The sequence below is a fragment of the Cronobacter sp. EKM101R genome, from assembly GCF_963888145.1.
Classification (GTDB): domain Bacteria; phylum Pseudomonadota; class Gammaproteobacteria; order Enterobacterales; family Enterobacteriaceae; genus Cronobacter; species Cronobacter turicensis.
This window is the reverse complement of the sequence record NZ_CAWPHW010000002.1, coordinates 57,410-80,092: the sequence shown is the minus strand read 5'-3', so window position 1 is coordinate 80,092 and position 22,683 is coordinate 57,410. Positions and strand designations below refer to the sequence as shown.

Annotated in this window: 18 protein-coding genes; 14 read left to right on the top strand and 4 right to left on the bottom strand. The window is 57.1% G+C overall.

Annotated features, from left to right (window positions below):
- Positions 1 to 157 precede the first annotated feature (157 nt).
- From AACV31_RS04115 to npr, 11 genes are all read left to right on the top strand, one after another.
- Entirely contained in the window at positions 158 to 1,135 is a 978-nt protein-coding gene (locus tag AACV31_RS04115; RefSeq protein ID WP_041923112.1) for a calcium/sodium antiporter, read from the top strand.
- A 14-nt stretch (positions 1,136 to 1,149) separates the two neighbouring features.
- Complete coding sequence (gene kdsD, locus AACV31_RS04110) at positions 1,150 to 2,136, top strand: arabinose-5-phosphate isomerase KdsD (protein WP_012815005.1); 987 nt, start codon at positions 1,150 to 1,152, stop codon at positions 2,134 to 2,136.
- 15 nt (positions 2,137 to 2,151) lie between these two features.
- On the top strand, positions 2,152 to 2,718 hold the full coding sequence (kdsC, locus tag AACV31_RS04105) for a 3-deoxy-manno-octulosonate-8-phosphatase KdsC (protein ID WP_007766735.1): 567 nt from the start codon (positions 2,152 to 2,154) through the stop codon (positions 2,716 to 2,718).
- On the top strand, positions 2,715 to 3,290 hold the full coding sequence (gene lptC, locus AACV31_RS04100) for an LPS export ABC transporter periplasmic protein LptC (RefSeq protein WP_041923111.1): 576 nt from the start codon (positions 2,715 to 2,717) through the stop codon (positions 3,288 to 3,290). Before kdsC ends, lptC begins: the two co-directional genes overlap by 4 nt.
- A complete protein-coding gene (gene lptA, locus AACV31_RS04095; protein WP_007704909.1) occupies positions 3,259 to 3,816 on the top strand; it encodes a lipopolysaccharide ABC transporter substrate-binding protein LptA in 558 nt (185 codons plus the stop codon). The genes lptC and lptA overlap by 32 nt, the downstream gene beginning before the upstream one ends.
- Positions 3,817 to 3,822: 6 nt before the next feature.
- Complete coding sequence (lptB, locus tag AACV31_RS04090; protein WP_007704907.1) at positions 3,823 to 4,548, top strand: LPS export ABC transporter ATP-binding protein; 726 nt, start codon at positions 3,823 to 3,825, stop codon at positions 4,546 to 4,548.
- Positions 4,549 to 4,643: 95 nt separating this feature from the next.
- The gene (gene rpoN / locus AACV31_RS04085) at positions 4,644 to 6,083 is read left to right on the top strand and encodes an RNA polymerase factor sigma-54 (RefSeq protein WP_075199406.1); all 1,440 of its coding nucleotides are present in this window, start codon (positions 4,644 to 4,646) and stop codon (positions 6,081 to 6,083) included.
- Between the two features lie 22 nt (positions 6,084 to 6,105).
- Complete coding sequence (gene hpf, locus AACV31_RS04080) at positions 6,106 to 6,393, top strand: ribosome hibernation promoting factor (protein WP_007766726.1); 288 nt, start codon at positions 6,106 to 6,108, stop codon at positions 6,391 to 6,393.
- A gap of 82 nt (positions 6,394 to 6,475) precedes the next feature.
- Complete coding sequence (gene ptsN / locus AACV31_RS04075) at positions 6,476 to 6,961, top strand: PTS IIA-like nitrogen regulatory protein PtsN (protein WP_007766724.1); 486 nt, start codon at positions 6,476 to 6,478, stop codon at positions 6,959 to 6,961.
- 64 nt (positions 6,962 to 7,025) lie between these two features.
- Complete coding sequence (gene rapZ / locus AACV31_RS04070; RefSeq protein WP_004385096.1) at positions 7,026 to 7,880, top strand: RNase adapter RapZ; 855 nt, start codon at positions 7,026 to 7,028, stop codon at positions 7,878 to 7,880.
- Positions 7,877 to 8,149, top strand: coding sequence for a PTS phosphocarrier protein NPr (npr, locus tag AACV31_RS04065; RefSeq protein ID WP_007704900.1), 273 nt, complete (start codon positions 7,877 to 7,879; stop codon positions 8,147 to 8,149). The genes rapZ and npr overlap by 4 nt, the downstream gene beginning before the upstream one ends.
- An 11-nt stretch (positions 8,150 to 8,160) precedes the next feature.
- Here npr and mtgA read toward each other — a convergent pair whose 3' ends face one another.
- The 4 genes from mtgA to AACV31_RS04045 all read right to left on the bottom strand — a co-directional run bounded on the left by mtgA (position 8,161) and on the right by AACV31_RS04045 (position 13,159).
- Entirely contained in the window at positions 8,161 to 8,886 is a 726-nt protein-coding gene (mtgA, locus tag AACV31_RS04060; RefSeq protein ID WP_165155617.1) for a monofunctional biosynthetic peptidoglycan transglycosylase, read from the bottom strand.
- Positions 8,883 to 9,536 carry an isoprenoid biosynthesis glyoxalase ElbB gene (gene elbB, locus AACV31_RS04055; protein ID WP_165155615.1) on the bottom strand — a complete coding sequence of 218 codons (654 nt, stop codon included), beginning with the start codon at positions 9,534 to 9,536 and terminating at the stop codon, positions 8,883 to 8,885. The genes mtgA and elbB overlap by 4 nt, the downstream gene beginning before the upstream one ends.
- 236 nt (positions 9,537 to 9,772) lie before the next feature.
- Complete coding sequence (gene arcB / locus AACV31_RS04050) at positions 9,773 to 12,112, bottom strand: aerobic respiration two-component sensor histidine kinase ArcB (protein WP_075199403.1); 2,340 nt, start codon at positions 12,110 to 12,112, stop codon at positions 9,773 to 9,775.
- A 111-nt stretch (positions 12,113 to 12,223) separates the two neighbouring features.
- Positions 12,224 to 13,159 (bottom strand): TIGR01212 family radical SAM protein, encoded by a 936-nt coding sequence (locus AACV31_RS04045; RefSeq protein ID WP_165155614.1) that lies wholly within the window; start codon positions 13,157 to 13,159, stop codon positions 12,224 to 12,226.
- A gap of 684 nt (positions 13,160 to 13,843) precedes the next feature.
- Here AACV31_RS04045 and gltB point away from each other — a divergent pair.
- The 3 genes from gltB to AACV31_RS04030 all read left to right on the top strand — a co-directional run bounded on the left by gltB (position 13,844) and on the right by AACV31_RS04030 (position 22,664).
- Entirely contained in the window at positions 13,844 to 18,304 is a 4,461-nt protein-coding gene (gltB, locus tag AACV31_RS04040; RefSeq protein WP_165155612.1) for a glutamate synthase large subunit, read from the top strand.
- Between the two features lie 13 nt (positions 18,305 to 18,317).
- Positions 18,318 to 19,736: a glutamate synthase small subunit gene (locus tag AACV31_RS04035; RefSeq protein WP_075199401.1), complete on the top strand. Its 1,419-nt coding sequence runs from the start codon at positions 18,318 to 18,320 to the stop codon at positions 19,734 to 19,736.
- Positions 19,737 to 20,150: 414 nt separating this feature from the next.
- Positions 20,151 to 22,664, top strand: a complete 2,514-nt coding sequence (locus AACV31_RS04030; RefSeq protein WP_165155610.1) for an autotransporter family protein — start codon at positions 20,151 to 20,153, stop codon at positions 22,662 to 22,664.
- Positions 22,665 to 22,683 lie beyond the last annotated feature (19 nt).

Sequence of the window (22,683 nt, the reverse complement as noted above, 5' to 3'; positions counted from 1 at the left end):
TATCCCCGTATGAGGTTAGCGAAAGCTGGCATTTGTTTTACTTTTGGCGCGCATCTGGTCAAAATTAAGAGTTTACTTCGTTCCTTAACGATCCGTATGCGCGGCCAGCAACTCAGGCACAGTGGACCGGCGATTATACCTGAAGAAAGGACTTTGCATGCTTTTAGCTACGGCGCTGTTGATTATTGGTTTGCTATTGGTGGTCTATAGCGCCGATCGTCTGGTTTTCGCCGCCTCGCTACTCTGCCGCAGTCTGGGCGTGCCGCCATTGCTGATTGGCATTACCGTGGTGGGTATCGGCACCTCGCTGCCTGAAATGATTGTTTCCGTCGCCGCCGCCCTGCATGGCGAAACCAGCCTCGCTATCGGCACAGCGATAGGGTCGAATATCACTAATATCTTGCTGATAGCCGGCTTAACGGCGCTGCTGCGCCCGCTGGCGGCGCACTCGTCGGTACTGCGCCGCGAACTCTCCGCCATGTTGATTGTCAGCGCGCTGGCGGGTCTGGTGCTGTGGGATGGCGAACTCACCCGCGCCGAAGGCATCTGGCTATTGCTCATCGCCGCCGCCTATTTATGGTTTATCATCCGCCTGGCTCGCCGGGCCGAGCGTCAGGGGAATGACAGCCTGACGCGCGAACAGCTTGCCGAACTGCCCCGCGAAGGCGGACGCTCGGTCGCGTTTCTCTGGCTTGGCGTAGCGCTCATTATTATGCCCATGGCGACGCGCATGGTGGTGGATAACGCCACCGTCCTGGCCCACGGTTTCGCCATCAGCGAGCTGACGGTCGGCCTGACCGCGATTGCTATCGGCACCAGCCTGCCGGAACTGGCGACCGCTATCGCGGGCGCGCGAAAAGGCGAAGACGATATCGCCATTGGCAATATCATCGGCTCGAATGTTTACAATCTGGCTATCGTGCCTGGCCTGCCCGCGCTGCTGGCGCCCGGTCATTTCGATCCGCTGGCTTTCACGCGCGATTACGGCGTTATGCTGCTGGTCAGCGTTATTTTCGTGATGCTGTGCTGGCGTCCTGAGCGGTATCTCGGTAAAAAAACCGGCGCCGGATTATTATGTGGGTTTATCGTTTGGATGGTGATGCTGTTCTGGGCGTCGCCGCGTCTTGTTGGATGAATCGGAATCGCATTATGTCGCAACTAGATTTACCGCCAGGTTTTGACTTTGAACAGGCCGGGAAAGATGTCCTGACTATTGAGCGCGCAGGCCTGGAACATCTGGATCAATACATTAACGCCGACTTTGCCCGCGCCTGCGAAAGCATGTTTTACTGCCGCGGCAAAGTCGTGGTCATGGGCATGGGCAAATCGGGGCACATCGGAAAAAAAATAGCGGCCACGCTCGCCAGTACCGGCACGCCGTCGTTCTTTGTGCATCCGGCGGAGGCGAGCCACGGCGATTTAGGCATGGTAAGCGCGCAGGATATCGTGATTGCGATTTCCAACTCCGGCGAGTCCAACGAAATCCTGGCGCTCATCCCGGTGCTGAAACGCCTTCAGGTTCAGCTTATCTGTATGACGGGCCGTCCGGAGAGCGCGATGGCCAAAGCGGCGGATATCCATCTGTGCATAAAAGTGCCGCAGGAAGCCTGCCCGCTCGGCCTTGCGCCGACGACCAGCACGACCGCGACGCTGGTTATGGGTGATGCGCTCGCGGTCGCGCTGCTGAAAGCGCGCGGCTTTACGCCTGAAGATTTCGCGCTTTCACACCCTGGCGGCGCGCTCGGGCGTAAGCTGCTGCTGCGGGTTAACGACATCATGCACACCGGCGATGAAATCCCGCACGTCAGCAAAGAAGCCTCTTTGCGCGACGCGCTTCTGGAAATCACCCGCAAGAATCTTGGCATGACGGTTATTTGCGATGACCTGATGAAAATCGACGGCGTCTTTACCGATGGCGACTTGCGCCGCGTCTTCGATATGGGCGGCGATCTGCACCAGATGAAGATTGTCGATGTCATGACGCCAGGCGGTATCCGGGTGCGTCCGGGGACGCTCGCAGTCGATGCGCTTAACCTGATGCAGTCGCGCCATATTACTTCCGTCATGGTGGCTGATGGCGACCAGTTGCGCGGTGTGATACATATGCATGATTTGCTGCGCGCAGGCGTGGTGTAACAAAGGAAAGGTTTAATGAGTAACCCTGATGGCGCCATCTCTACCTGCTATGGGCCGGTGAGCGCGCAGATCATTGCGCGGGCGGCGCAAATCCGCCTGCTGATTCTGGATGTCGACGGCGTAATGTCCGACGGGCTGATTTACATGGGCAACAGCGGCGAAGAGTTAAAAGCCTTCAACGTGCGCGACGGCTACGGCATTCGCTGCGCGCTGACGTCCGGCATTGAGGTCGCGATTATCACCGGGCGCAAAGCGAAACTGCTGGAAGATCGCTGCGAGACGCTCGGCATTACGCATCTTTACCAGGGGCAATCCGATAAGCTCATCGCTTACCGGCAACTGCTGGAAAAACTGGCGCTTTCTCCAGAAAATGTGGCTTATGTCGGCGATGATTTGATTGACTGGCCGGTCATGGCGCAGGTCGGGCTAAGCGTCGCGGTAGCGGATGCGCATCCGCTGCTCACGCCGAAAGCCGATTACGTCACCCATATTGCAGGCGGCCGCGGCGCGGTGCGCGAAGTGTGCGATCTCCTGCTGCTGGCGCAGGGCAAACTAGATGAGGCCATAGGGCAATCCATATGAGTAAGACCAGACGCTGGGTAATTATCCTGCTGGCGCTGGCCGCGCTGGTGCTGATTGGCATTAACCTGGCCGATCAGGATGAAGCCGGCCCAACGACGGTAAACAGCAACGAGCCGACATACCAGAGCGAGCAGTCGAATACCGTTGTCTATAGCCCGGAAGGCGCGCTGAACTACCGCCTGGTCGCGCAACACGTTGAATATTTTTCCGAAGACGGCGTCTCCTGGTTTACACAGCCGGTCATGACCACCTTCGATGCCAATAAAGTGCCGACCTGGTCGGTCAAGGCGGATCGTGCCAAACTGACCAATGACAGGATGCTCTATCTCACCGGTCATGTGGAAGTGAACGCGCTGACGCCCGATTCACAGTTACGCAAAATTACGACCGACAAGGCGGAGATCAACCTGGTCACCCAGGACGTTACCTCTGATACGCTTGTTACTCTTTACGGCACCAGCTTTAATTCCAGCGGCCTGAAAATGCGCGGGAACCTTCGCAGCAAAAATGCCGAGCTGATTGAAAAGGTTAGAACCTCCTATGAAATCCAGAATAAACAAACTCAGCCTTAATCTCGTACTGACCAGTACGCTGTTGGCGGCAGGCTTCCCGGCGTTCGCGCTGACGGGCGATACCGAACAGCCTATCCACATTGAATCTGACCAGCAGTCGCTGGATATGCAGGGCAATGTCGTCACCTTCACCGGTAATGTCGTGGTGACCCAGGGCACGATTAAAATCAACGCCGATAAAGTCGTCGTGACGCGCCCGAGCGGTGATAAAGGCAAAGAGGTGATTGACGGTTACGGCAATCCGGCCACGTTCTATCAGATGCAGGACAACGGCAAGCCGGTGAAAGGCCACGCCTCCACAATGCACTACGAGCTGCAAAGCGACTTCGTGGTGCTGACCGGCAACGCCTATCTTGAGCAGCTCGACAGCAACATCAAAGGCGACAAAATCACATATCTCGTGAAAGAGCAGAAGATGCAGGCGTTCAGCGAGAAAGGCAAACGCGTCACCACCGTACTGGTGCCGTCGCAGCTGCAAAATAAAGACGGCGCCGCTCAGGCACCGGCCCAGAAAAAGAGTAATTAAACCCCTATGGCAACCCTCATTGCGAAACACCTGGCAAAAGCCTACAAAGGCCGCCGCGTAGTGGAAGATGTCAGCCTGACGGTAAATTCAGGCGAGATTGTCGGCCTGCTTGGCCCGAACGGCGCGGGCAAAACCACGACGTTCTATATGGTGGTGGGCATCGTTCAGCGCGACGCGGGCGACATCATCATTGATGATGAAGATATCAGCCTGCTGCCGCTGCACGCCCGCGCGCGTCGCGGCATCGGCTATCTGCCGCAGGAAGCGTCGATTTTCCGCCGCCTGAGCGTCTATGACAACCTGATGGCCGTCCTGCAAATTCGCGACGACCTCAGCACCGAGCAGCGCGAAGATCGCGCCAAAGAGCTGATGGAAGAGTTTCACATCGACCATCTGCGTGACAGCCTCGGCCAGTCGCTCTCCGGCGGTGAACGCCGTCGCGTCGAGATCGCCCGCGCGCTGGCCGCCAACCCGAAATTCATTCTGCTTGATGAACCGTTCGCCGGCGTCGACCCGATTTCGGTCATCGACATTAAACGTATCATTGAGCATCTGCGCGACAGCGGCCTCGGCGTGCTGATTACCGACCACAACGTGCGTGAAACGCTGGCGGTCTGCGAACGCGCTTACATCGTCAGCCAGGGCCACCTTATCGCCCACGGCACGCCTGAAGATATCCTGCAGGACGAACAGGTTAAACGCGTATACCTTGGGGAAGAGTTCAGACTCTGATAGGGTAGAGCAACAGGCAGAAACGGCGCGCTACCCGGCGCGCCCTGCCGCAACAGGTCTTTTGACGTTTACACCTGAGGATTTTTGCTCTGAATATGAAGCAAGGTTTGCAACTAAGGCTTAGCCAACAGCTCGCCATGACGCCGCAGTTGCAGCAGGCCATCCGCTTGTTGCAATTGTCCACGCTGGAGCTTCAGCAGGAGCTGCAACAGGCGCTGGAGAGCAATCCCCTGCTTGAGCAAACCGACATTCACGACGAAATTGCCACTCAGGAAACGCAGGACAGCGAAGGGCTGGATACCGCCGAAGCGCTGGAACAAAAAGAGATGCCCGACGAGCTGCCGCTTGACGCCAGCTGGGATGAAATCTACACCGCGGGCACCCCGTCAGGCACCGGCACTGACTATATCGATGACGAGCTGCCGGTTTATCAGGGCGAAACCACCCAGAGCCTGCAGGACTACCTGATGTGGCAGGTGCAGTTAACGCCCTTTACCGATACCGATCGCGCCATCGCCACGGCGATTGTCGATGCGGTGGACGATACCGGCTATCTCACCGTAACGGTGCAGGATATTCTCGACGGCATGGGCGATAACGATGACGACATCGGCCCTGAGGAGATCGAAGCCGTACTCAAGCGCGTTCAGCGTTTCGATCCGGTAGGCGTCGCCGCCCGCGATCTGCGCGACTGCCTGTTGATCCAGCTTTCGCAGTTTAGCGCCGAAACCCCTTTTCTCGCGCAGGCGCGCCAGATCGTCAGCGATCACCTGGATCTGCTGGCCAATCATGATTTCCGCAGCCTGATGCGCGTCACACGCCTTAAAGAAGACGTGCTGAAAGAAGCGGTCAATCTTATTCAGTCGCTCGATCCGCGCCCGGGACAGTCGATCCAGACCGGCGAGCCGGAATATGTCATCCCGGACGTGCTGGTGCGCAAGCATAACGGCCGCTGGACCGTCGAACTCAATGCAGACAGCATTCCCCGGCTCAAAATCAATCAGCAGTACGCCGCCATGTCCGGCAGCGCGCGTAACGAATCCGACAGCCAGTTCATCCGCAGCAATCTCCAGGAAGCCAAATGGCTTATCAAAAGTCTGGAGAGCCGTAACGACACGCTGCTGCGCGTCAGCCGCTGCATCGTCGAACAGCAGCAAGCGTTCTTCGATCAGGGCGAAGAGTATATGAAGCCGATGGTGCTGGCCGATATTGCTCAGGCGGTTGAGATGCATGAGTCCACCATCTCCCGCGTCACCACGCAAAAATATCTGCACAGCCCGCGCGGCATCTTTGAATTAAAGTATTTTTTCTCAAGCCACGTGAACACCGAGGGCGGCGGCGAAGCCTCGTCCACGGCAATCCGTGCGCTGGTGAAAAAGTTGATTGCAGCGGAAAACCCCGCGAAACCCTTAAGCGACAGCAAGCTAACGACTATGCTGTCAGAACAAGGGATCATGGTGGCCCGCCGTACCGTTGCGAAGTATCGAGAATCTTTATCCATACCGCCGTCAAATCAGCGCAAACAGCTGGTCTGACCCAACCGATAAGGAAGACACTATGCAGCTCAACATCACAGGACATAACGTCGAAATCACTGAAGCGTTGCGCGACTTCGTTAATACCAAGTTCGCCAAGCTGGAGCAGTATTTCGAAAGGATTAATCAGGTCTATATTGTGCTGAAGGTGGAAAAGGTGACCCAAATCGCCGACGCCACCCTGCATGTGAACGGCGGGGAGCTGCATGCCAGTTCGGAAGGGCAGGATATGTACGCCGCGATTGACGGTTTGATTGATAAACTGGCGCGGCAGCTCACTAAACATAAAGATAAACTGAAACAACATTAATTGTCCGGGCGTTGCGCTGGGACATCGGCGGCTCGCGGCCCGTGCGGCGAGCCGCCGCACCAGAAAACGCTTAGGTGAAATTATGATGAATAATGATACGGCTCTGCCATTGAGCAATGTTTTAAACCAGGAATGCACCCGCAGCGGCGTACACTGCCAGAGCAAAAAACGCGCCCTGGAAATTATCAGCGAACTGGCGGCAAAGCAGCTCAGCCTGCCGCCGCAGGTCGTCTTTGAAGCGATCCTCACCCGTGAGCGGATGGGCAGTACCGGGATTGGCAACGGTATCGCCATTCCGCACGGCAAACTCGAAGAAGATACGCTGCGCGCCGTCGGCGTTTTCGTCCAGCTCGAAACGCCTATCCCTTTCGACGCCATTGATAACCAGCCCGTCGATTTACTCTTTGCGCTGCTGGTGCCGGCGGATCAAACCAAAACGCATCTGCATACGCTCTCTCTGGTGGCCAAAAGACTGGCGGACAAAACGATTTGTCGCCGTCTGCGCGCCGCGCAAAGCGATGAAGAGCTCTACCAGATAATCACTGAAACCAGTGAAGAGAATGAATGACCGTGCCGACAGGCACAACCCAGGAGGCACCGGTTACCCGGTCTGAAGTGTGGAGAAACAGCAGATGGTTCTGATGATCGTCAGTGGACGTTCAGGGTCAGGGAAATCGGTCGCCCTGCGTGCACTGGAAGATATGGGGTTCTACTGCGTCGATAACCTGCCTGTCGTGCTGCTGCCTGAACTGGCGCGCACGCTTTCGGAAAGGCAGATATCCGCCGCGGTGAGCATCGACGTTCGCAATATGCCGGAATCCCCGGAGGTGTTTGAGCAGGCGATGAACAACCTGCCGGACGCGTTCTCTCCGCAACTGCTGTTCCTCGACGCCGATCGCAATACGCTAATTCGCCGCTACAGCGACACGCGTCGTCTGCACCCGCTCTCCAGCAAAAATTTGTCGCTGGAAAGCGCCATTGATGAAGAGAACGATCTGCTGGAGCCGCTGCGTTCGCGTGCGGATCTTATCGTCGATACGTCAGAAATGTCGGTGCATGAACTGGCGGAAATGCTGCGCACCCGCCTGCTGGGCAAGCGCGAGCGCGAACTCACGATGGTGTTTGAGTCATTCGGCTTTAAACACGGCATTCCTATCGACGCCGATTACGTTTTCGACGTGCGCTTCCTGCCGAACCCGCACTGGGACCCGAAACTGCGCCCGATGACCGGCCTTGATAAGCCCGTCGCGGCGTTTCTCGATCGCCATACGGAAGTTCACAACTTCATCTACCAGACGCGCAGCTATCTTGAACTCTGGCTGCCGATGCTGGAAACCAACAACCGCAGCTATCTGACCGTCGCGATTGGCTGCACCGGCGGTAAACACCGCTCCGTCTATATCGCCGAACAGCTGGCGGACTACTTCCGCTCGCGCGGTAAAAACGTTCAGTCCCGTCATCGTACGCTGGAAAAACGCAAATCATGACCGTAAAACAGACCGTTGAAATCACCAACAAGCTCGGGATGCACGCCCGTCCGGCCATGAAACTGTTTGAGCTGGTGCAGAGCTTTGACGCGGAAGTGTTGTTGCGTAATGAAGCGGGCACGGAAGCGGAAGCCAGCAGCGTCATCGCGCTGCTGATGCTGGATTCCGCGCAAGGCGGGCATATCGAGATTGAAGCTACCGGCCCGCAGGAAAAAGAAGCGCTGGCGGCCGTCATCGCGCTGTTTAACGCAGGCTTTGACGAAGACTGACCGCCCTGCCCTCAGCGCAGCTTATGCTGCGCCATAAACGCTTCTCCGCCGAGCTGGCGCATCTGGCGTAAAATCCACTGCTGACGCGCCCGCACATAGCCTGACGGCGCGGCCGCCTTATAGCGCAGCGGGTTTGGCAGCACCGCCGCCAGCAGCGCGGCTTCTGATGCCGAAAGGCGGCTGGCGGGCTTGTTGAAATAGCGCTGCGACGCCTCTTCCACGCCAAACACGCCATCGCCGAATTCCGCGATGTTCAGATAGACCGTCAGAATACGGCGCTTACTCCAGACGGTTTCGATGCCAAGCGTTAAGCCCGCTTCCAGCCCCTTACGCAGCCAGCTGCGCCCATCCCACAGAAACAGATTCTTGGCCGTTTGCTGCGACAGCGTGGAGGCCCCGCGAATGCGGATGCTCCGCTCGTTATGCGAGACGGCTTTCTGGATCGCCGCCACGTCAAACCCCCAGTGCTCCGGGAACCGCTGATCTTCCGCCGCGATGACCGCAAGCCCCATCCAGGGCGAAATCTCATCCATGCTCACCCAGTCGGAGTGCGCCACGTAGCTGAAATCACCGCTAAACCACGCGGAGAACTGCCGCTCGACCATGACCGCCGAAAAGGGCACCGGCACCACGCTGAACAGCAAAATACCTGCGATCCAGACGCCGAGCACCGCCAGCACTGCACGCAGCGCCAGCCGCCGCAGGCGCACGAACAGCGAACCGCGCGCTTTACTCATTCGCACATCGCCACCAGGCGCGCCACCAGTTTTTCAATGCCTGCCGCCGCCTCGTCGATGCTTTCCGCCAGCATATAGGCGGGCGTGGTCAGCACTTTGTTATCTTCATCCACCACAATATCGTCCACCGGGCACGGCACATGCTCCCCGCCCATCTCTTCCACCAGCTCAGCGGTGTCAATATCGGTGCCGATAGTCAGACGCAGAGGCGCGGCGATAATTTTCGGCAGCATCGCGGGCGCGATACAGATAAAGCCGAGCGGTTTACCGGCCGCGTGCATCGCACTCGCCAGGGCGTGAAGCGCAGGGTCCACGGCGCACTCACTGCCGCGCGTGGCGAAATCGCACAGGTTTTTGGCCGCGCCAAACCCGCCTGGCACCACCAGCGCATCGAGATCGTCCGCGCGCGCCTGCTCCAGCGGCGTTATCTTGCCGCGGGCGATACGGGCCGCTTCCACCAGCACATTGCGCGTCTCGCCGGTCGGTTCGCCCGTGACGTGATTAATCACGTCCGCTTGTGGTTTATCAGGCGCGAAACAGACCGCCTGCGCGCCATTGCGAGCCAGCGCCAGCAGGGTAATTACCGCTTCATGAATTTCTGAACCGTCATAAACGCCGCAACCGCTTAAAACCACTCCGATTTTTTTCATGATTTATCCTTACGTTAAGCCGTTGAAACTTTGAGTAAAATGTTATTTAAACGTTATGCTTCACACATTTTACTGATTCACATAACAAATCATTTCAGATTTGCTATCTTATGTACGAGCGCTTTGATTACTCAGGCCGCGCCACGTAGTTAAAAAGATCAACATCACTAATCAATGGCGAGGCCACGATTTCCCTGGTGTTGGCGCAGTATTCGCGCACCCCGGTTTAGCCGGGGTCATTTTTTTCCGGCGCCGGCAACCCAGACTTTCAGCGCCTCGACGTCGTGACGCCACTCCTGTTTCAGCTCTTCAATCCATTCACCCACGTTATCCCACCACGCCGGCAGATCGGGCGACTGGATTTTTTGCGCCAGCTGCTGCAAATGACGCAACCCTACCGCACCGGCGGCGCCTTTGATTTTATGACCCTCTTCCACAATCCCTTTTTGATCGCGCGCGGTGAGGTTGGATTCCAGCACACTCAGGTAACCCGGCATCATTTTTTCAAACATCGCCAGGCCATCGGTGATGAGTTTCGGGCCAACCAGCTGCAGATATTGCTCCAGCATCGGGAGATCGAGCAGCGCCTGCTGCTTGCCGTCATCACTTGTCGTCACGTCTTGCTCCTCATCGTCAGGTTGCGTATCCCAGAACTTTTTGATGGTCGCGGTCAGCGCTGGCACCGCCAGCGGTTTGCTCAGCACGTCGTCCATACCCGCTTCCAGATACTCTTTTTTATCTTTCAGCACGTTGGCCGTCAGCGCCACCAGCGGCGGCAGCGCGTCGCGGGAATAGCGGCGGTTGAGTTCGCGCGAGATATCAAGCCCGGTCATGTCCGGCAACTGGATATCCAGCAGCACCAGGTCAAATTCGCCGGGGCTGAACATCTCCAGCGCCGCTTTACCGGTCATCGCCACCTCGACGCTGCAACCGAGTTTTTCCAGCACCGATGTCGCCACAATGACGTTTAGCTCAATATCTTCCACCAGCAGCACATGCAGGGCCGGCAGCGGCATGTCGTCATCGTTCAGCGTATCTTCTACTTCTTCCGCCACGCGCGGCGCGTGCACGGTCAGAACGAACGTCGAGCCATGGCCCGGTTTGCTTGATACCGTAATATCGCCGCCCATGCTTTTCGCAAGACGGCGCGACACCGCCAGCCCAATCCCCGTGCCCGTCGCCGGTTTGCCGCCCTGGCTGTCTTTCACCTGGTAATACATGGCGAAAATCTTGTCCTGCTCCTCCTGCGGGATACCGATACCGGAATCTTCCACTTCAAAGCGTAGCTGCTCGTTGTCGTTATAGCTGACGCGCACCGCCACCTGGCCCTGCTGGGTAAATTTCACCGCGTTGCTGATGAGGTTCCAGAGGATCTGCCGCAGGCGCGTACCGTCGGTCAGCACCTTATGCGGCACCGGGCGCACCGGCTCCATCACAAAGCGCAGCCCTTTCTGCTGCGCCTGCAGGCCGGAGAGGTTTTCCAGGTCCGCCAGGAAACTGGTGAAATCGACAGGCTGGTTATCAAGCTGCACTTTGCGCCGCTCAATTTTATCCATATCGATAATATCGTTGAAGATATTGCCAAGCGTCACGGCGGAGACATGGATCGTCTTCAGGTATTTTTCCTGCTCGGCGCTGAGATCGGTATCCAGCAGAATGCGGCTTAAGCCCACAATCCCGTTAAGCGGCGTACGCAGCTCGTGGCTGATGGTCGAGATAAAGGTGGTCTTATCGCGGCTGGCGCGCTCCAGCGCGTCCTGATAGCGCTTACGCTCGGTAATATCGCGCCCGAAGCCCATCAGCCCGTGGCGTTTACCCACGCGGTCGTAATACGGCACTTTGCGGATCTCAAAGCATGCTTTGCGGCCATCGGGATAGTCGAGCCACTGCTCGTAGGTGAGAGACACATTATGGCGGAAGACTTTTTCATCGGTCTCCAGCACTTTTTCCGCCGCTTCCGGCGCATACACTTCGTGGGGTTTCAGGCCAATCAGCTGCTTTTCGCTTTTGCCGGTGAGCAGCTCCATCGCCCGGTTGCAGCCCGAAAACTCTTTATCTTCATTACGGTAGAACACCAGATCCGGCGAGGCGTCGAGAAACGAGCGCAGGAAAGAGGATTGCTGCTCCAGCTGGATTTGCGTGACTTCGCGCTCCTTCATCTCCACTTTCAGCTGCTCCAGCATATTCTGGCGCTCGGCTTCCGCTTTTTCGCGGTCGGCGATTTCCTGGTTGAGCTGGGCGATATTGTCCTTGAGCTGGACGTTGAGCTTGAGGTCGCGCTCGCGCATCTCTTCAAGCTTATCGACCAGTTTTGAGAGCCGCTGACGCGACTCCTCAAGCTGCTCCACCACCACCGACAGAAAGTAGACGGCCCAGGGCGTGATCAACAGACCAAAGAAAATCGAACGGATAACGTCGATGCTCTCGACCTGGCCATGCAGCACCATCGTCACGGCCATTTGCACCGCCATCGCCAGCACGACCAGCGCAAGGGCCAGCAGCAGTGAAAAGCGCACCAGGCCAAGCTTTACCAGTAAATCAACGTAGTACTGCGCCAGCAGGCGGATCTGTTTCATAAAGGATTCCTGTACTGATATTCCGTTCAATAATACCTAAATCCGTCCCGCTGGCGGGAATTCAGGCAAAAAAGTGCGGGGTGAGAAGGCGAGTGACGGGAAAAACAGCATTTAAAGCGGGTCAGGCGCGCCGCGCCAGGGACGTCCGAGCGCCGATCCCTGCGCGCCGTACTGGTTAAGATAGCGGTCAATCTCGACCATACCGGTCCAGCGGTTCTCGCACCATAGCGGCGCCAGTAAGGTCGGACGGCGGGCGCTGGCGGAAATACGATGGTAGATGATGTCAGGCGGCGTATGGCGAATCATCTCGCCCGCCGTCACGGCATAATCCTCCAGCGCAATGCCGCTAAGCCGTCCGGCCCGCCAGGTTTTCGCCATAATGCTGCCCTCAACGATATGCAGCGGATGCAGCTTAATGCCGTCGACGCCGGTTTCCACCACCCGTTCAAGCGAGACCAGCGCATCGAGGCGGGTTTCTCCCGGCAGCCCGACGATAAGATGCGTGCAGACCTTAAGCCCCCTCGCCCGCGCCCGACGCGCGGTGTCCTGATAACAGGCAAAATCATGGCCGCGATTAATCCGGTGCAGGGTTTTATCCTTCGCGCTTTGCAGCCCCAGCTCCAGCCAGACTTCATAGCCTTGTTGATGGTAGCCCGAGAGGAGATCCAGCACGCTCTCCGGCACGCAGTCCGGGCGCGTGCCGACGCACAGCCCGACAATATCCGCCTGGCTTATCGCCTGCTGGTACATTTCGCGCAATACGTTAACTTCCGCAAAGGTGCTGGTGTAGGCCTGGAAATAGGCGAGATAGCGGCGGGCGCGGTCGACGCGTGCCGCCTGCTGCGCCAGCTGTTGCTGAATCGGGAGATGCTGCTGGGTTTCATCGGCGAACGACGCGACATTGCAGAAGGTGCAGCCGCCGCGTCCCAGCGTGCCGTCGCGGTTCGGGCAACTGAAGCCGCCATGCAATGAGAGTTTATGAACTTTCTGACCGTAACGACGCGTCAGGTCGCCGCCAAACATATTGACTAATTTTTGTAACTGCATAATCTGAAAAGCCGCCCAGCTAAAGGGCGTCAGCCTGCCATTTTTACTTCTTCACGGCGATGATATGGATCAAGCGCCCCGCCCTGCCTTTATCTAATGAATAATCATTCACCATAAACGCTGTTTTAATCACCCTGGCACCAATTACTTTTCCTTATGATCGTAGCGATTATTTAAGGAATATGACGAACCGTTAAAAACAGAGCGTTTATGCGGCTTGCGGGCGTTGCACGAAAGATCGTGCTGCTTTAAAACGCAATAACAGCGCGCTATCTACTTCCAACCGCTTTCTTATAGTGAGTCAGATCACACATCACCGGGGCTTATCACCCAAAAAACGCAATGTAAAAAAGGTTAAAAGTACTTATTAATCAATGTAATGCTTGCTCTTTAGCACACTTTTGAATAAATAAGAATGACATTTGACCTGTGTGCGGATTCCCGATAAGTTGGAAATTCGCTGGAAGCTTTCTCGATGGGCGTTCTGCCCATCATATTTATGCAGTAAATGAGATTCCCTCTTAAGTAAGTCCTCAACGACGATGTACCGATGAAAAAGGATATCAGGAGGGCGACACGCAAGGTGTGCGTATAACGCGCAATACCCTGTCGCCGTACCCTTTTTGCGCCCGCGCGCCATCGGTACAGGAGGGAATCCCGCAGAGCCTGGGGAGGTTCACTGATATGTTGTACGATAAATCTCTTGAGAGGGATAACTGTGGTTTCGGCCTGATCGCCCACATAGAAGGCGAACCTAGCCACAAGGTTGTGCGCACCGCGATCCACGCGCTGGCCCGTATGCAGCACCGCGGCGCTATCCTTGCGGATGGTAAAACCGGTGACGGTTGCGGCCTACTGCTGCAAAAGCCCGACCGCTTTTTCCGTATGGTGGCCGAAGAACACGGCTGGCGCTTAGCCAAAAATTACGCCGTTGGCATGCTGTTCCTGAACCAGGATCCTGAAAAAGCCAGCGCCTCGCGTCGTATCGTTGAAGAAGAGCTGCAACGGGAAACCCTGTCTATCGTAGGCTGGCGCGTGGTGCCGACCAACGAAGGCGTGCTGGGTGAAATCGCGCTCTCCTCGATGCCGCGCATCGAACAGATTTTTGTGAACGCCCCGGCAGGCTGGCGTCCACGCGATATGGAGCGCCGCCTGTTTATCGCGCGTCGCCGCATTGAAAAACGCCTGGTTGACGATAAAGAGTTCTACGTCTGTAGCCTCTCAAACCTGGTCAACATCTATAAAGGTCTGTGTATGCCGACAGATCTGCCGCGCTTCTACCTGGACCTGGCGGATCTGCGACTGGAATCGGCTATCTGCCTGTTCCACCAGCGCTTCTCCACCAACACCGTGCCGCGCTGGCCGCTGGCGCAGCCGTTCCGCTACCTGGCGCATAACGGCGAAATCAACACGATTACCGGCAACCGCCAGTGGGCCCGCGCGCGTACTTATAAATTCCAGACGCCGCTTATCCCCGATCTTCACGACGCCGCGCCGTTTGTTAACGAAACCGGCTCTGACTCCAGCTCCATGGATAACATGCTTGAGCTGCTGCTGGCAGGCGGGATGGATATCGTGCGCGCCATGCGTCTGCTGGTGCCGCCAGCCTGGCAGAACAACCCGGATATGGACCCGGAGCTGCGCGCGTTCTTCGACTTTAACTCCATGCACATGGAGCCGTGGGACGGCCCGGCGGGCATCGTAATGTCAGACGGCCGCTTCGCCGCCTGTAACCTTGACCGTAACGGCCTGCGCCCGGCGCGCTACGTTATCACCAAAGACAAGCTCATCACCTGCGCCTCTGAAGTCGGCATCTGGGATTACCAGCCGGACGAAGTGGTGGAGAAAGGCCGCGTAGGGCCTGGCGAGCTGATGGTTATCGACACCCGCGGCGGTCGCATCCTGCACTCGGCGGAAACCGACAACGATCTGAAGAGTCGCCACCCGTACAAAGAGTGGATGGAGAAAAACGTCCGCCGTCTGGTGCCGTTTGAAGATCTGCCTGACGATCAGGTAGGCACTCGTGAAATGGACGACGCCCTGCTCGAAAGCTATCAGAAGCAGTTCTTCTACAGTAATGAAGAGCTGGACTCGGTCATCCGCGTGCTGGGCGAAAACGGCCAGGAAGCGGTGGGCTCGATGGGGGACGATACGCCATTCGCCGTGCTCTCCAGCCAGCCGCGCATTATTTACGACTACTTCCGCCAGCAGTTCGCGCAGGTAACCAACCCGCCTATCGATCCGCTGCGTGAAGCGCATGTGATGTCGCTCGCCACCAGCATCGGTCGCGAGATGAATGTCTTCTGCGAAGCCGAAGGCCAGGCGCATCGCCTGAGCTTTAAATCGCCGATTCTGCTTTACTCCGATTTTAAACAGCTCACCACGCTTGAAGAAGAGCACTATCGCGCGGATACGCTCGATATCACCTTCGACCCGGCGCAGGCGACGCTGGAAGAGACCGTCAACGCGCTGTGCGACAAAGCCGAGCAGATGGTACGCAACGGCACCGTGTTGCTGGTGCTCTCGGATCGCAACATCGCCAAAGACCGTCTTCCGGTTCCGGCGCCGATGGCCGTCGGGGCTATCCAGACCCGGCTGGTGGAACAGAGCCTGCGCTGCGACGCCAACATTATTGTCGAAACCGCCAGCGCCCGCGACCCGCACCACTTCGCCGTGCTGCTGGGCTTCGGCGCTACGGCTATCTACCCGTATCTCGCCTACGAAACGCTGGCGAAACTGGTGGATACTGGCGCTATCGAAAAAGATTACCGCAGCGTGATGCTGAACTACCGCAACGGCATCAACAAAGGGCTTTATAAGATCATGTCCAAAATGGGCATCTCGACCATCGCCTCTTACCGCTGCTCCAAACTGTTTGAAGCTGTCGGCCTGCACCGCGACGTCTCTGAGCTCTGCTTCCAGGGCGTGGTCAGCCGTATCGGCGGCGCGGGCTTTGCTGATTTCGAACAGGATCTGCTGAACCTGTCGAAACGCGCCTGGCTTGCGCGCAAACCGCTCGTACAGGGCGGCTTGCTGAAGTATGTTCATGGCGGCGAATACCACGCTTACAACCCGGATGTGGTGCGCACGCTCCAGCTGGCGGTACAGAGCGGCGAGTACAGCGACTATCAGCAATACGCGAAGCTGGTTAACGAACGTCCGGCGGCGACGCTGCGCGATCTGCTGGCGCTGAATCCACAGGCGGACGCGGTACGTGTGGAAGATGTCGAACCGGCGAGCGAGCTGTTCAAACGCTTTGATACCGCGGCGATGTCCATCGGCGCGCTGAGCCCGGAAGCGCATGAGTCGCTGGCGGAGGCGATGAACAGCCTCGGCGGTTTCTCGAACTCCGGCGAAGGCGGCGAAGATCCGGCGCGTTACGGCACCAATAAAGTGTCGCGCATTAAGCAGGTCGCCTCCGGCCGCTTCGGCGTAACGCCCGCATATCTGGTCAACGCTGATGTGATTCAGGTTAAAGTGGCGCAGGGCGCGAAGCCTGGCGAAGGCGGTCAGTTGCCTGGCGACAAAGTGACGCCCTACATCGCGCGTCTGCGTTATTCGGTGCCGGGCGTAACGCTGATCTCCCCGCCGCCGCACCACGATATCTACTCGATTGAAGATCTGGCGCAGCTGATTTTCGACTTAAAACAGGTCAACCCGAAAGCGATGATCTCCGTGAAGCTGGTGTCTGAGCCGGGCGTGGGCACCATTGCCACCGGCGTGGCGAAAGCGTATGCCGATCTCATCACTATCGCAGGCTACGACGGCGGCACGGGCGCAAGCCCCCTCTCCTCCGTGAAATACGCGGGCTGCCCGTGGGAGCTGGGTCTGGTGGAAACGCAGCAGGCGCTGGTCGCCAACGGTCTGCGCCACAAGATCCGCCTGCAGGTGGATGGTGGCCTGAAAACCGGCCTTGATATCATCAAAGCGGCCATCCTTGGCGCGGAAAGCTTCGGCTTCGGCACCGGCCCGATGGTGGCGCTGGGCTGTAAATATCTGCGTATCTGCCATCTCAACAACTGCGCGACCGGCGTGGCGACCCAGGATGACAAACTGCGTAAAAACCACTACCACGGCCTGCCGTTCAAAGTGACCAACTACTTTGAATTTATCGCCCGTGAAACGCGTGAACTCATGGCCCAGCTTGGCGTGACGCGTCTGGTGGATCTGATTGGCCGCACGGATCTTCTGAAAGAGCTGGAAGGCTTTACGGCGAAGCAGCAAAAACTGGATCTGGCGAAACTGCTGGAAACCGCCGAGCCGCATCCTGGCAAAGCGGTTTACTGCACCGAAAGCAACCCGCCATTCGATAAAGGCGACCTGAACGCGCAGCTGCTGGCCCAGGCGAAACCGTATGTGGAGAGCCGCCAGAGCAAAACGTTCTGGTTTGATATCCGCAATACCGACCGCTCGGTTGGCGCGCTGCTCTCGGGCTACATCGCGCAGTCGCATGGCGATCAGGGCCTGGCTTCTGATCCCATCAAAGCGTACTTCACCGGGACTGCCGGACAGAGCTTCGGCGTCTGGAACGCGGGCGGCGTGGAACTGCACCTGACGGGCGATGCCAACGACTATGTCGGCAAAGGCATGGCGGGCGGCTTGCTGGCGATTCGTCCTCCGGTAGGGTCGTCGTTCAAGAGCTATGAAGCGAGCATTATCGGCAACACCTGCCTGTATGGCGCAACGGGCGGCCGTCTCTACGCCGCAGGCCGCGCGGGCGAGCGTTTCGCGGTGCGTAACTCCGGCGCGATTACGGTCGTGGAAGGCATCGGCGATAACGGCTGTGAATATATGACCGGCGGCATCGTCTGTATTCTCGGCAAAACCGGCGTGAACTTCGGCGCGGGCATGACGGGCGGCTTCGCCTATGTGCTGGACGAAGATGGCGAGTTCCGCAAACGCGTGAACCCGGAGCTGGTGGAAGTGCTGAATGTCGAAGAATTAGCGATTCACGAAGAACATCTGCGCGGGCTTATCACCGAGCATGTTCAACAGACCGGTTCACATCGCGGCGAAGAGATCCTGGCGAACTGGCCGGCGTTCTCAGCGAAATTCGCGCTGGTTAAACCGAAGTCCAGTGATGTAAAAGCATTGTTGGGTCACCGTAGTCGTTCCGCAGCCGAGCTGCGGGTGCAGGCGCAGTAAGAGGTCACGATTGATGAGTCAGAACGTTTACCAATTTATCGACTTACAGCGCGTTGATCCGCCAAAAAAGCCGCTTAAGATCCGTAAAATTGAGTTTGTGGAAATCTATGAGCCCTTCTCAGAAGGCCAGGCCAAAGCGCAGGCAGATCGTTGCCTGTCGTGCGGCAACCCCTACTGTGAATGGAAATGTCCGGTACATAACTACATCCCTAACTGGCTGAAGCTGGCCAACGAAGGGCGCATTTTCGAAGCCGCAGAGCTTTCTCACCAGACCAACACGCTGCCGGAAGTGTGCGGCCGCGTCTGCCCGCAGGACCGCCTGTGCGAAGGCTCCTGCACGCTGAATGACGAATTCGGCGCGGTGACCATCGGCAACATCGAGCGCTATATCAACGATAAAGCGTTCGAAATGGGCTGGCGGCCGGATCTTTCCGGCGTGAAGCCGACCGGCAAGCGCGTCGCGATTGTCGGCGCGGGCCCGGCGGGCCTCGCGTGCGCCGACGTGCTGACCCGCAACGGCGTGAAAGCGGTCGTGTTCGACCGTAACCCGGAAATCGGCGGCCTGCTGACCTTCGGCATCCCGGCCTTTAAGCTGGAAAAAGAAGTCATGACGCGCCGTCGTGAAATCTTCACCGGCATGGGTATTGAGTTCAGGCTCAATACCGAAGTGGGCCGCGATATCCAGATGAACGACCTGCTGGGCGACTATGACGCCGTCTTCCTCGGCGTCGGCACCTATCAGTCGATGCGCGGCGGGCTGGAAAACGAAGACGCGCCGGGCGTGTATGAAGCGCTGCCGTTCCTTATCGCCAATACTCGTCAGATCATGGGCTTTGAGGAAGATACAAAGCAGCCGTTCATCAGCATGGAAGGCAAACGCGTCGTGGTGCTGGGCGGCGGCGATACCGCGATGGACTGCGTGCGTACCTCGGTGCGTCAGGGCGCGACTCACGTCATCTGTGCTTATCGTCGTGATGAAGAGAACATGCCGGGATCGCGTCGCGAAGTGAAAAACGCGCGCGAAGAAGGCGTTGAGTTCCAGTTTAACGTGCAACCGCTCGGCGTTGAGATCAACGCCAACGGCAAAGTGTGCGGCGTGAAAATGGCGCGCACGCAGATGGGCGAGCCGGATGACAAAGGCCGTCGTCGCGCGGAGATCGTGCCGGGCTCCGAACATGTGCTGCCTGCGGATGCCGTGGTGATGGCGTTCGGCTTCCGTCCACACAGCATGGAATGGCTGGCGCAGCACAGCGTTGAGCTTGATTCGCAGGGCCGTGTGATTGCGCCGGAAGGCAATGAAAACGCCTTCCAGACCAGCAACCCGAAAATCTTCGCAGGCGGCGATATCGTGCGTGGCTCTGATTTGGTGGTGACCGCTATCGCCGAAGGCCGTAAAGCGGCGGACGGCATCATGAACTATCTCGAAGTCTGACGGTTCAGCCCCACATACCTAAAGGGAAGCCTCGCGCTTCCCTTTTTTATTTCTCATATCAATAAAGCAAGCATTTTTATTTCCAGAAAAAGACTTTTCCCTTTCCGAATTAATTTATTACTTCGCACGGTTTATGTTCGATTACTGACTCAGGATCCATAAAACGCCTTTCCGAACGCTTTATATTTCGCCAGTTATTTACTGCGTTTATCAATATGCACAGAGTATGAAATCAGAACGCTGAAATCATACATTTTTTATATTTATAAATTCTGTATCTTTCGGAAAGGATGTTATTGGCGAGAGCAATGAAATAAGCTGCCGCGACGCCGACACTTAATTCAACGCATTATTATATTGGACGTAATTATGGATACTTCTAAAACATTCAGGAAAAATAGAATAGCAAAGATCATGGCAGGTGTTTTCCCGGCTATGATCCTCTTTACGCCTGCTCTCTCGCATGCAGTCACCAATATTGATGAAGATACCGAAGACACCTATTTTTTTAGCGGTGACAAAGAATATGTGATTGCCGATGGTGTAACGATGTCATCCTTAACCAGCGATCCTGCGGCACTGGTTAAAGGGAAAAGCGTAACGTCGATTATTAATAACGGCACGATTAAAAATGATAATGGCGGCGCGGTTGTTATCGATATGAGCGACCAGACATCTGACATGATGACGCTGGAAAATAAAGGCGCCATTAACAGTACCGGTACGGCTATTGATGTTATCAATGGAAAAAACGTCACCATCATTAACACCGGCACGATTTCCGGCGGCGGTTCCGCTATTTCTTTTGAAAGCGGCGGCAATAATGCGCTGGTGCTTAAAGCAGGCTCCAGCCTTGGGGGCGATGTCATCACCACCGGCTCGGCCAACAATACAATTACCCTTAATGACAGCGGCAATGAAGACAGCAATTTTATTGGCGCGAACGCAGGCGACGGTTTTAAATCGCTCACCATGGATGGCGGCGACTGGACGCTGACCGGCGATGTCGATCTTACCGGCGCAGGCGACAGCCTGATCGTTAAAACCGGCAACCTGACGCTCGGCGGCGACGTGAAAAACAGCGGCGCCTCGTTGATTAACGAGGCAGCCTCGCTGCAAATCGGCACCGGCAGCGGCGATAACGCCTCACTGGAAGGCAACGTCACCAACAATGGCACGCTGATTTTTAATCAGGCGGCAGATTATACCTTTGCGGGCGATATTTCCGGCACCGGTAATCTGGTGAAAGAAAACGCCAGTACGCTGACGCTCACCGGTAACAACAGCTTTAGCGGCGATACCACGCTTAAAGCAGGTACGACGCTTGTGGCGGAGAACGCCGTAATGGGGCCCACTGGCGGTACGGGCCTCATTTCTGTTGAGAGCGGCGCTACGTTCGCCTCTGCGGGCACGGTAAACAACAGCGTGGCGATTGCCGCAGGCGGCGTGCTGGCATCCTGGAATGCGATCAGCGGCAACGAAAATGCCTCTACCCCGGCAACAGGCAATACCATCAATGGCGACGTCACCAACCAGGGCACGCTGCAAATCGCGGGCGGTAACAACGTCGGCAATGCATTTACCATCAACGGCAACTATACGGGCGATGAGAACAGCCGCATCGTCATGAACACCGCGGCAGGCGAAGATAATTCTCCGACTGACCATCTGGCCATTACCGGCGACAGCGCGGGTAGCTCTGCGCTAGAAGTGGCGAATATCGGCGGTCAGGGCGCGCAGACCATTAACGGTATTGAGCTTATCAGCGTTGGCGGCGCGTCCGACGCATCCTTTACGCTGGGTAAACCCGTCGTGGCGGGGATGTGGGAATACGACCTCTATCAGCATGACGACGGCAACTGGTATCTGGAATCGAAAGCCAGCGATACGCCAGACCCGACGCCGGATCCGACGCCTGACCCGGATGATAACGGTGGCGATAACGGCGGCAATGATAACGGTGATAATGGCGGCGATACGCCACCGGCTCCGGAAGTGTACCGCCCGGAAGCGGGCGTCTACATGGCGAACTACCTGGCCGCCCAGCAGATGTTTATTCACAAGCGTGACGACCGCGATCAGCTGATGCTGCGCGACGCCGACGATCTGAATACCTGGATGTACGTCAAAGGCGAGTACAACGACGGCAACTTCGCCGACAGCAACCTGAAATATAAGATTCGCTCCGCTGTGGTGCAGTTAGGCAGCGATTTCCTTAGCAAAAATCTCTCTACCGGCACGCTGCACAGCGGTTTTATGCTGGGCGCGGGCTACAGCGACACTACCGCAGACGCGCGCCACAATGTGCGTTCGGCGGAGGGTCGCGTCAACGGTTACAACGTCGGGGTCTATGCCACCTGGCAGGAAGACCAGAATCTGCGTCTTGGCAGCTATATCGACAGCTGGGCCTCTTACAGCTGGTATAACAGCCAGGTGAATGGCGATGATATGCCGGGCGAAAAATATGACAGCCAGGGCTATGCCGCCTCGCTGGAGCTGGGCCACGCCTGGCTGGTGCCGTCAGAGAAAGCGCGCACCATGAAGTTTGAGCCGCAGGGCCAGGTCATTTACAGCAATCTGGACCAGGATTCCCACGTTGAATATAACGGCACGCGCGTCAGCACGCCGGATGATGACGCGGTACTGGGTCGTATTGGCCTCAAGGCAAGTTACGTGGACCAGAAAGCCGTAGAAGCCTGGCAGCCTTACGGCGCGGTAAACTGGCTTATCGGCAACGGCATGAGCGATCTGAACTTTAACGACGAGACGCTCGACTCCAACGTGCCGTCTAACCGCTTCCAGCTGGAAACGGGCGTCAGCGGTAAGGTGAATGACGCAACCACCGTTTCCTTCCGCGTAAGCAGCGAATGGGGTGATAACTCCTACAACGCCTATTCCGGCCATATGCTGGTGAACTATCGCTGGTAAGCACAGGGGACGCGCCATT

Bases quoted from the DNA above. Each gene is read 5' to 3' on its own strand.
- arcB (WP_075199403.1), bottom strand. From the start codon at position 12,112: ATGAAACAGATCCGCCTGCTGGCGCAGTACTACGTTGATTTACTGGTA.
- rpoN (WP_075199406.1), top strand. From the start codon at position 4,644: ATGAAGCAAGGTTTGCAACTAAGGCTTAGCCAACAGCTCGCCATGACG.
- npr (WP_007704900.1), top strand. From the start codon at position 7,877: ATGACCGTAAAACAGACCGTTGAAATCACCAACAAGCTCGGGATGCAC.
- gltB (WP_165155612.1), top strand. From the start codon at position 13,844: ATGTTGTACGATAAATCTCTTGAGAGGGATAACTGTGGTTTCGGCCTG.
- lptC (WP_041923111.1), top strand. From the start codon at position 2,715: ATGAGTAAGACCAGACGCTGGGTAATTATCCTGCTGGCGCTGGCCGCG.
- AACV31_RS04115 (WP_041923112.1), top strand. From the start codon at position 158: ATGCTTTTAGCTACGGCGCTGTTGATTATTGGTTTGCTATTGGTGGTC.
- kdsD (WP_012815005.1), top strand. From the start codon at position 1,150: ATGTCGCAACTAGATTTACCGCCAGGTTTTGACTTTGAACAGGCCGGG.
- mtgA (WP_165155617.1), bottom strand. From the start codon at position 8,886: ATGAGTAAAGCGCGCGGTTCGCTGTTCGTGCGCCTGCGGCGGCTGGCG.
- lptB (WP_007704907.1), top strand. From the start codon at position 3,823: ATGGCAACCCTCATTGCGAAACACCTGGCAAAAGCCTACAAAGGCCGC.
- AACV31_RS04035 (WP_075199401.1), top strand. From the start codon at position 18,318: ATGAGTCAGAACGTTTACCAATTTATCGACTTACAGCGCGTTGATCCG.
- rapZ (WP_004385096.1), top strand. From the start codon at position 7,026: ATGGTTCTGATGATCGTCAGTGGACGTTCAGGGTCAGGGAAATCGGTC.
- lptA (WP_007704909.1), top strand. From the start codon at position 3,259: ATGAAATCCAGAATAAACAAACTCAGCCTTAATCTCGTACTGACCAGT.
- AACV31_RS04045 (WP_165155614.1), bottom strand. From the start codon at position 13,159: ATGCAGTTACAAAAATTAGTCAATATGTTTGGCGGCGACCTGACGCGT.
- AACV31_RS04030 (WP_165155610.1), top strand. From the start codon at position 20,151: ATGGCAGGTGTTTTCCCGGCTATGATCCTCTTTACGCCTGCTCTCTCG.
- elbB (WP_165155615.1), bottom strand. From the start codon at position 9,536: ATGAAAAAAATCGGAGTGGTTTTAAGCGGTTGCGGCGTTTATGACGGT.
- kdsC (WP_007766735.1), top strand. From the start codon at position 2,152: ATGAGTAACCCTGATGGCGCCATCTCTACCTGCTATGGGCCGGTGAGC.
- hpf (WP_007766726.1), top strand. From the start codon at position 6,106: ATGCAGCTCAACATCACAGGACATAACGTCGAAATCACTGAAGCGTTG.
- ptsN (WP_007766724.1), top strand. From the start codon at position 6,476: ATGATGAATAATGATACGGCTCTGCCATTGAGCAATGTTTTAAACCAG.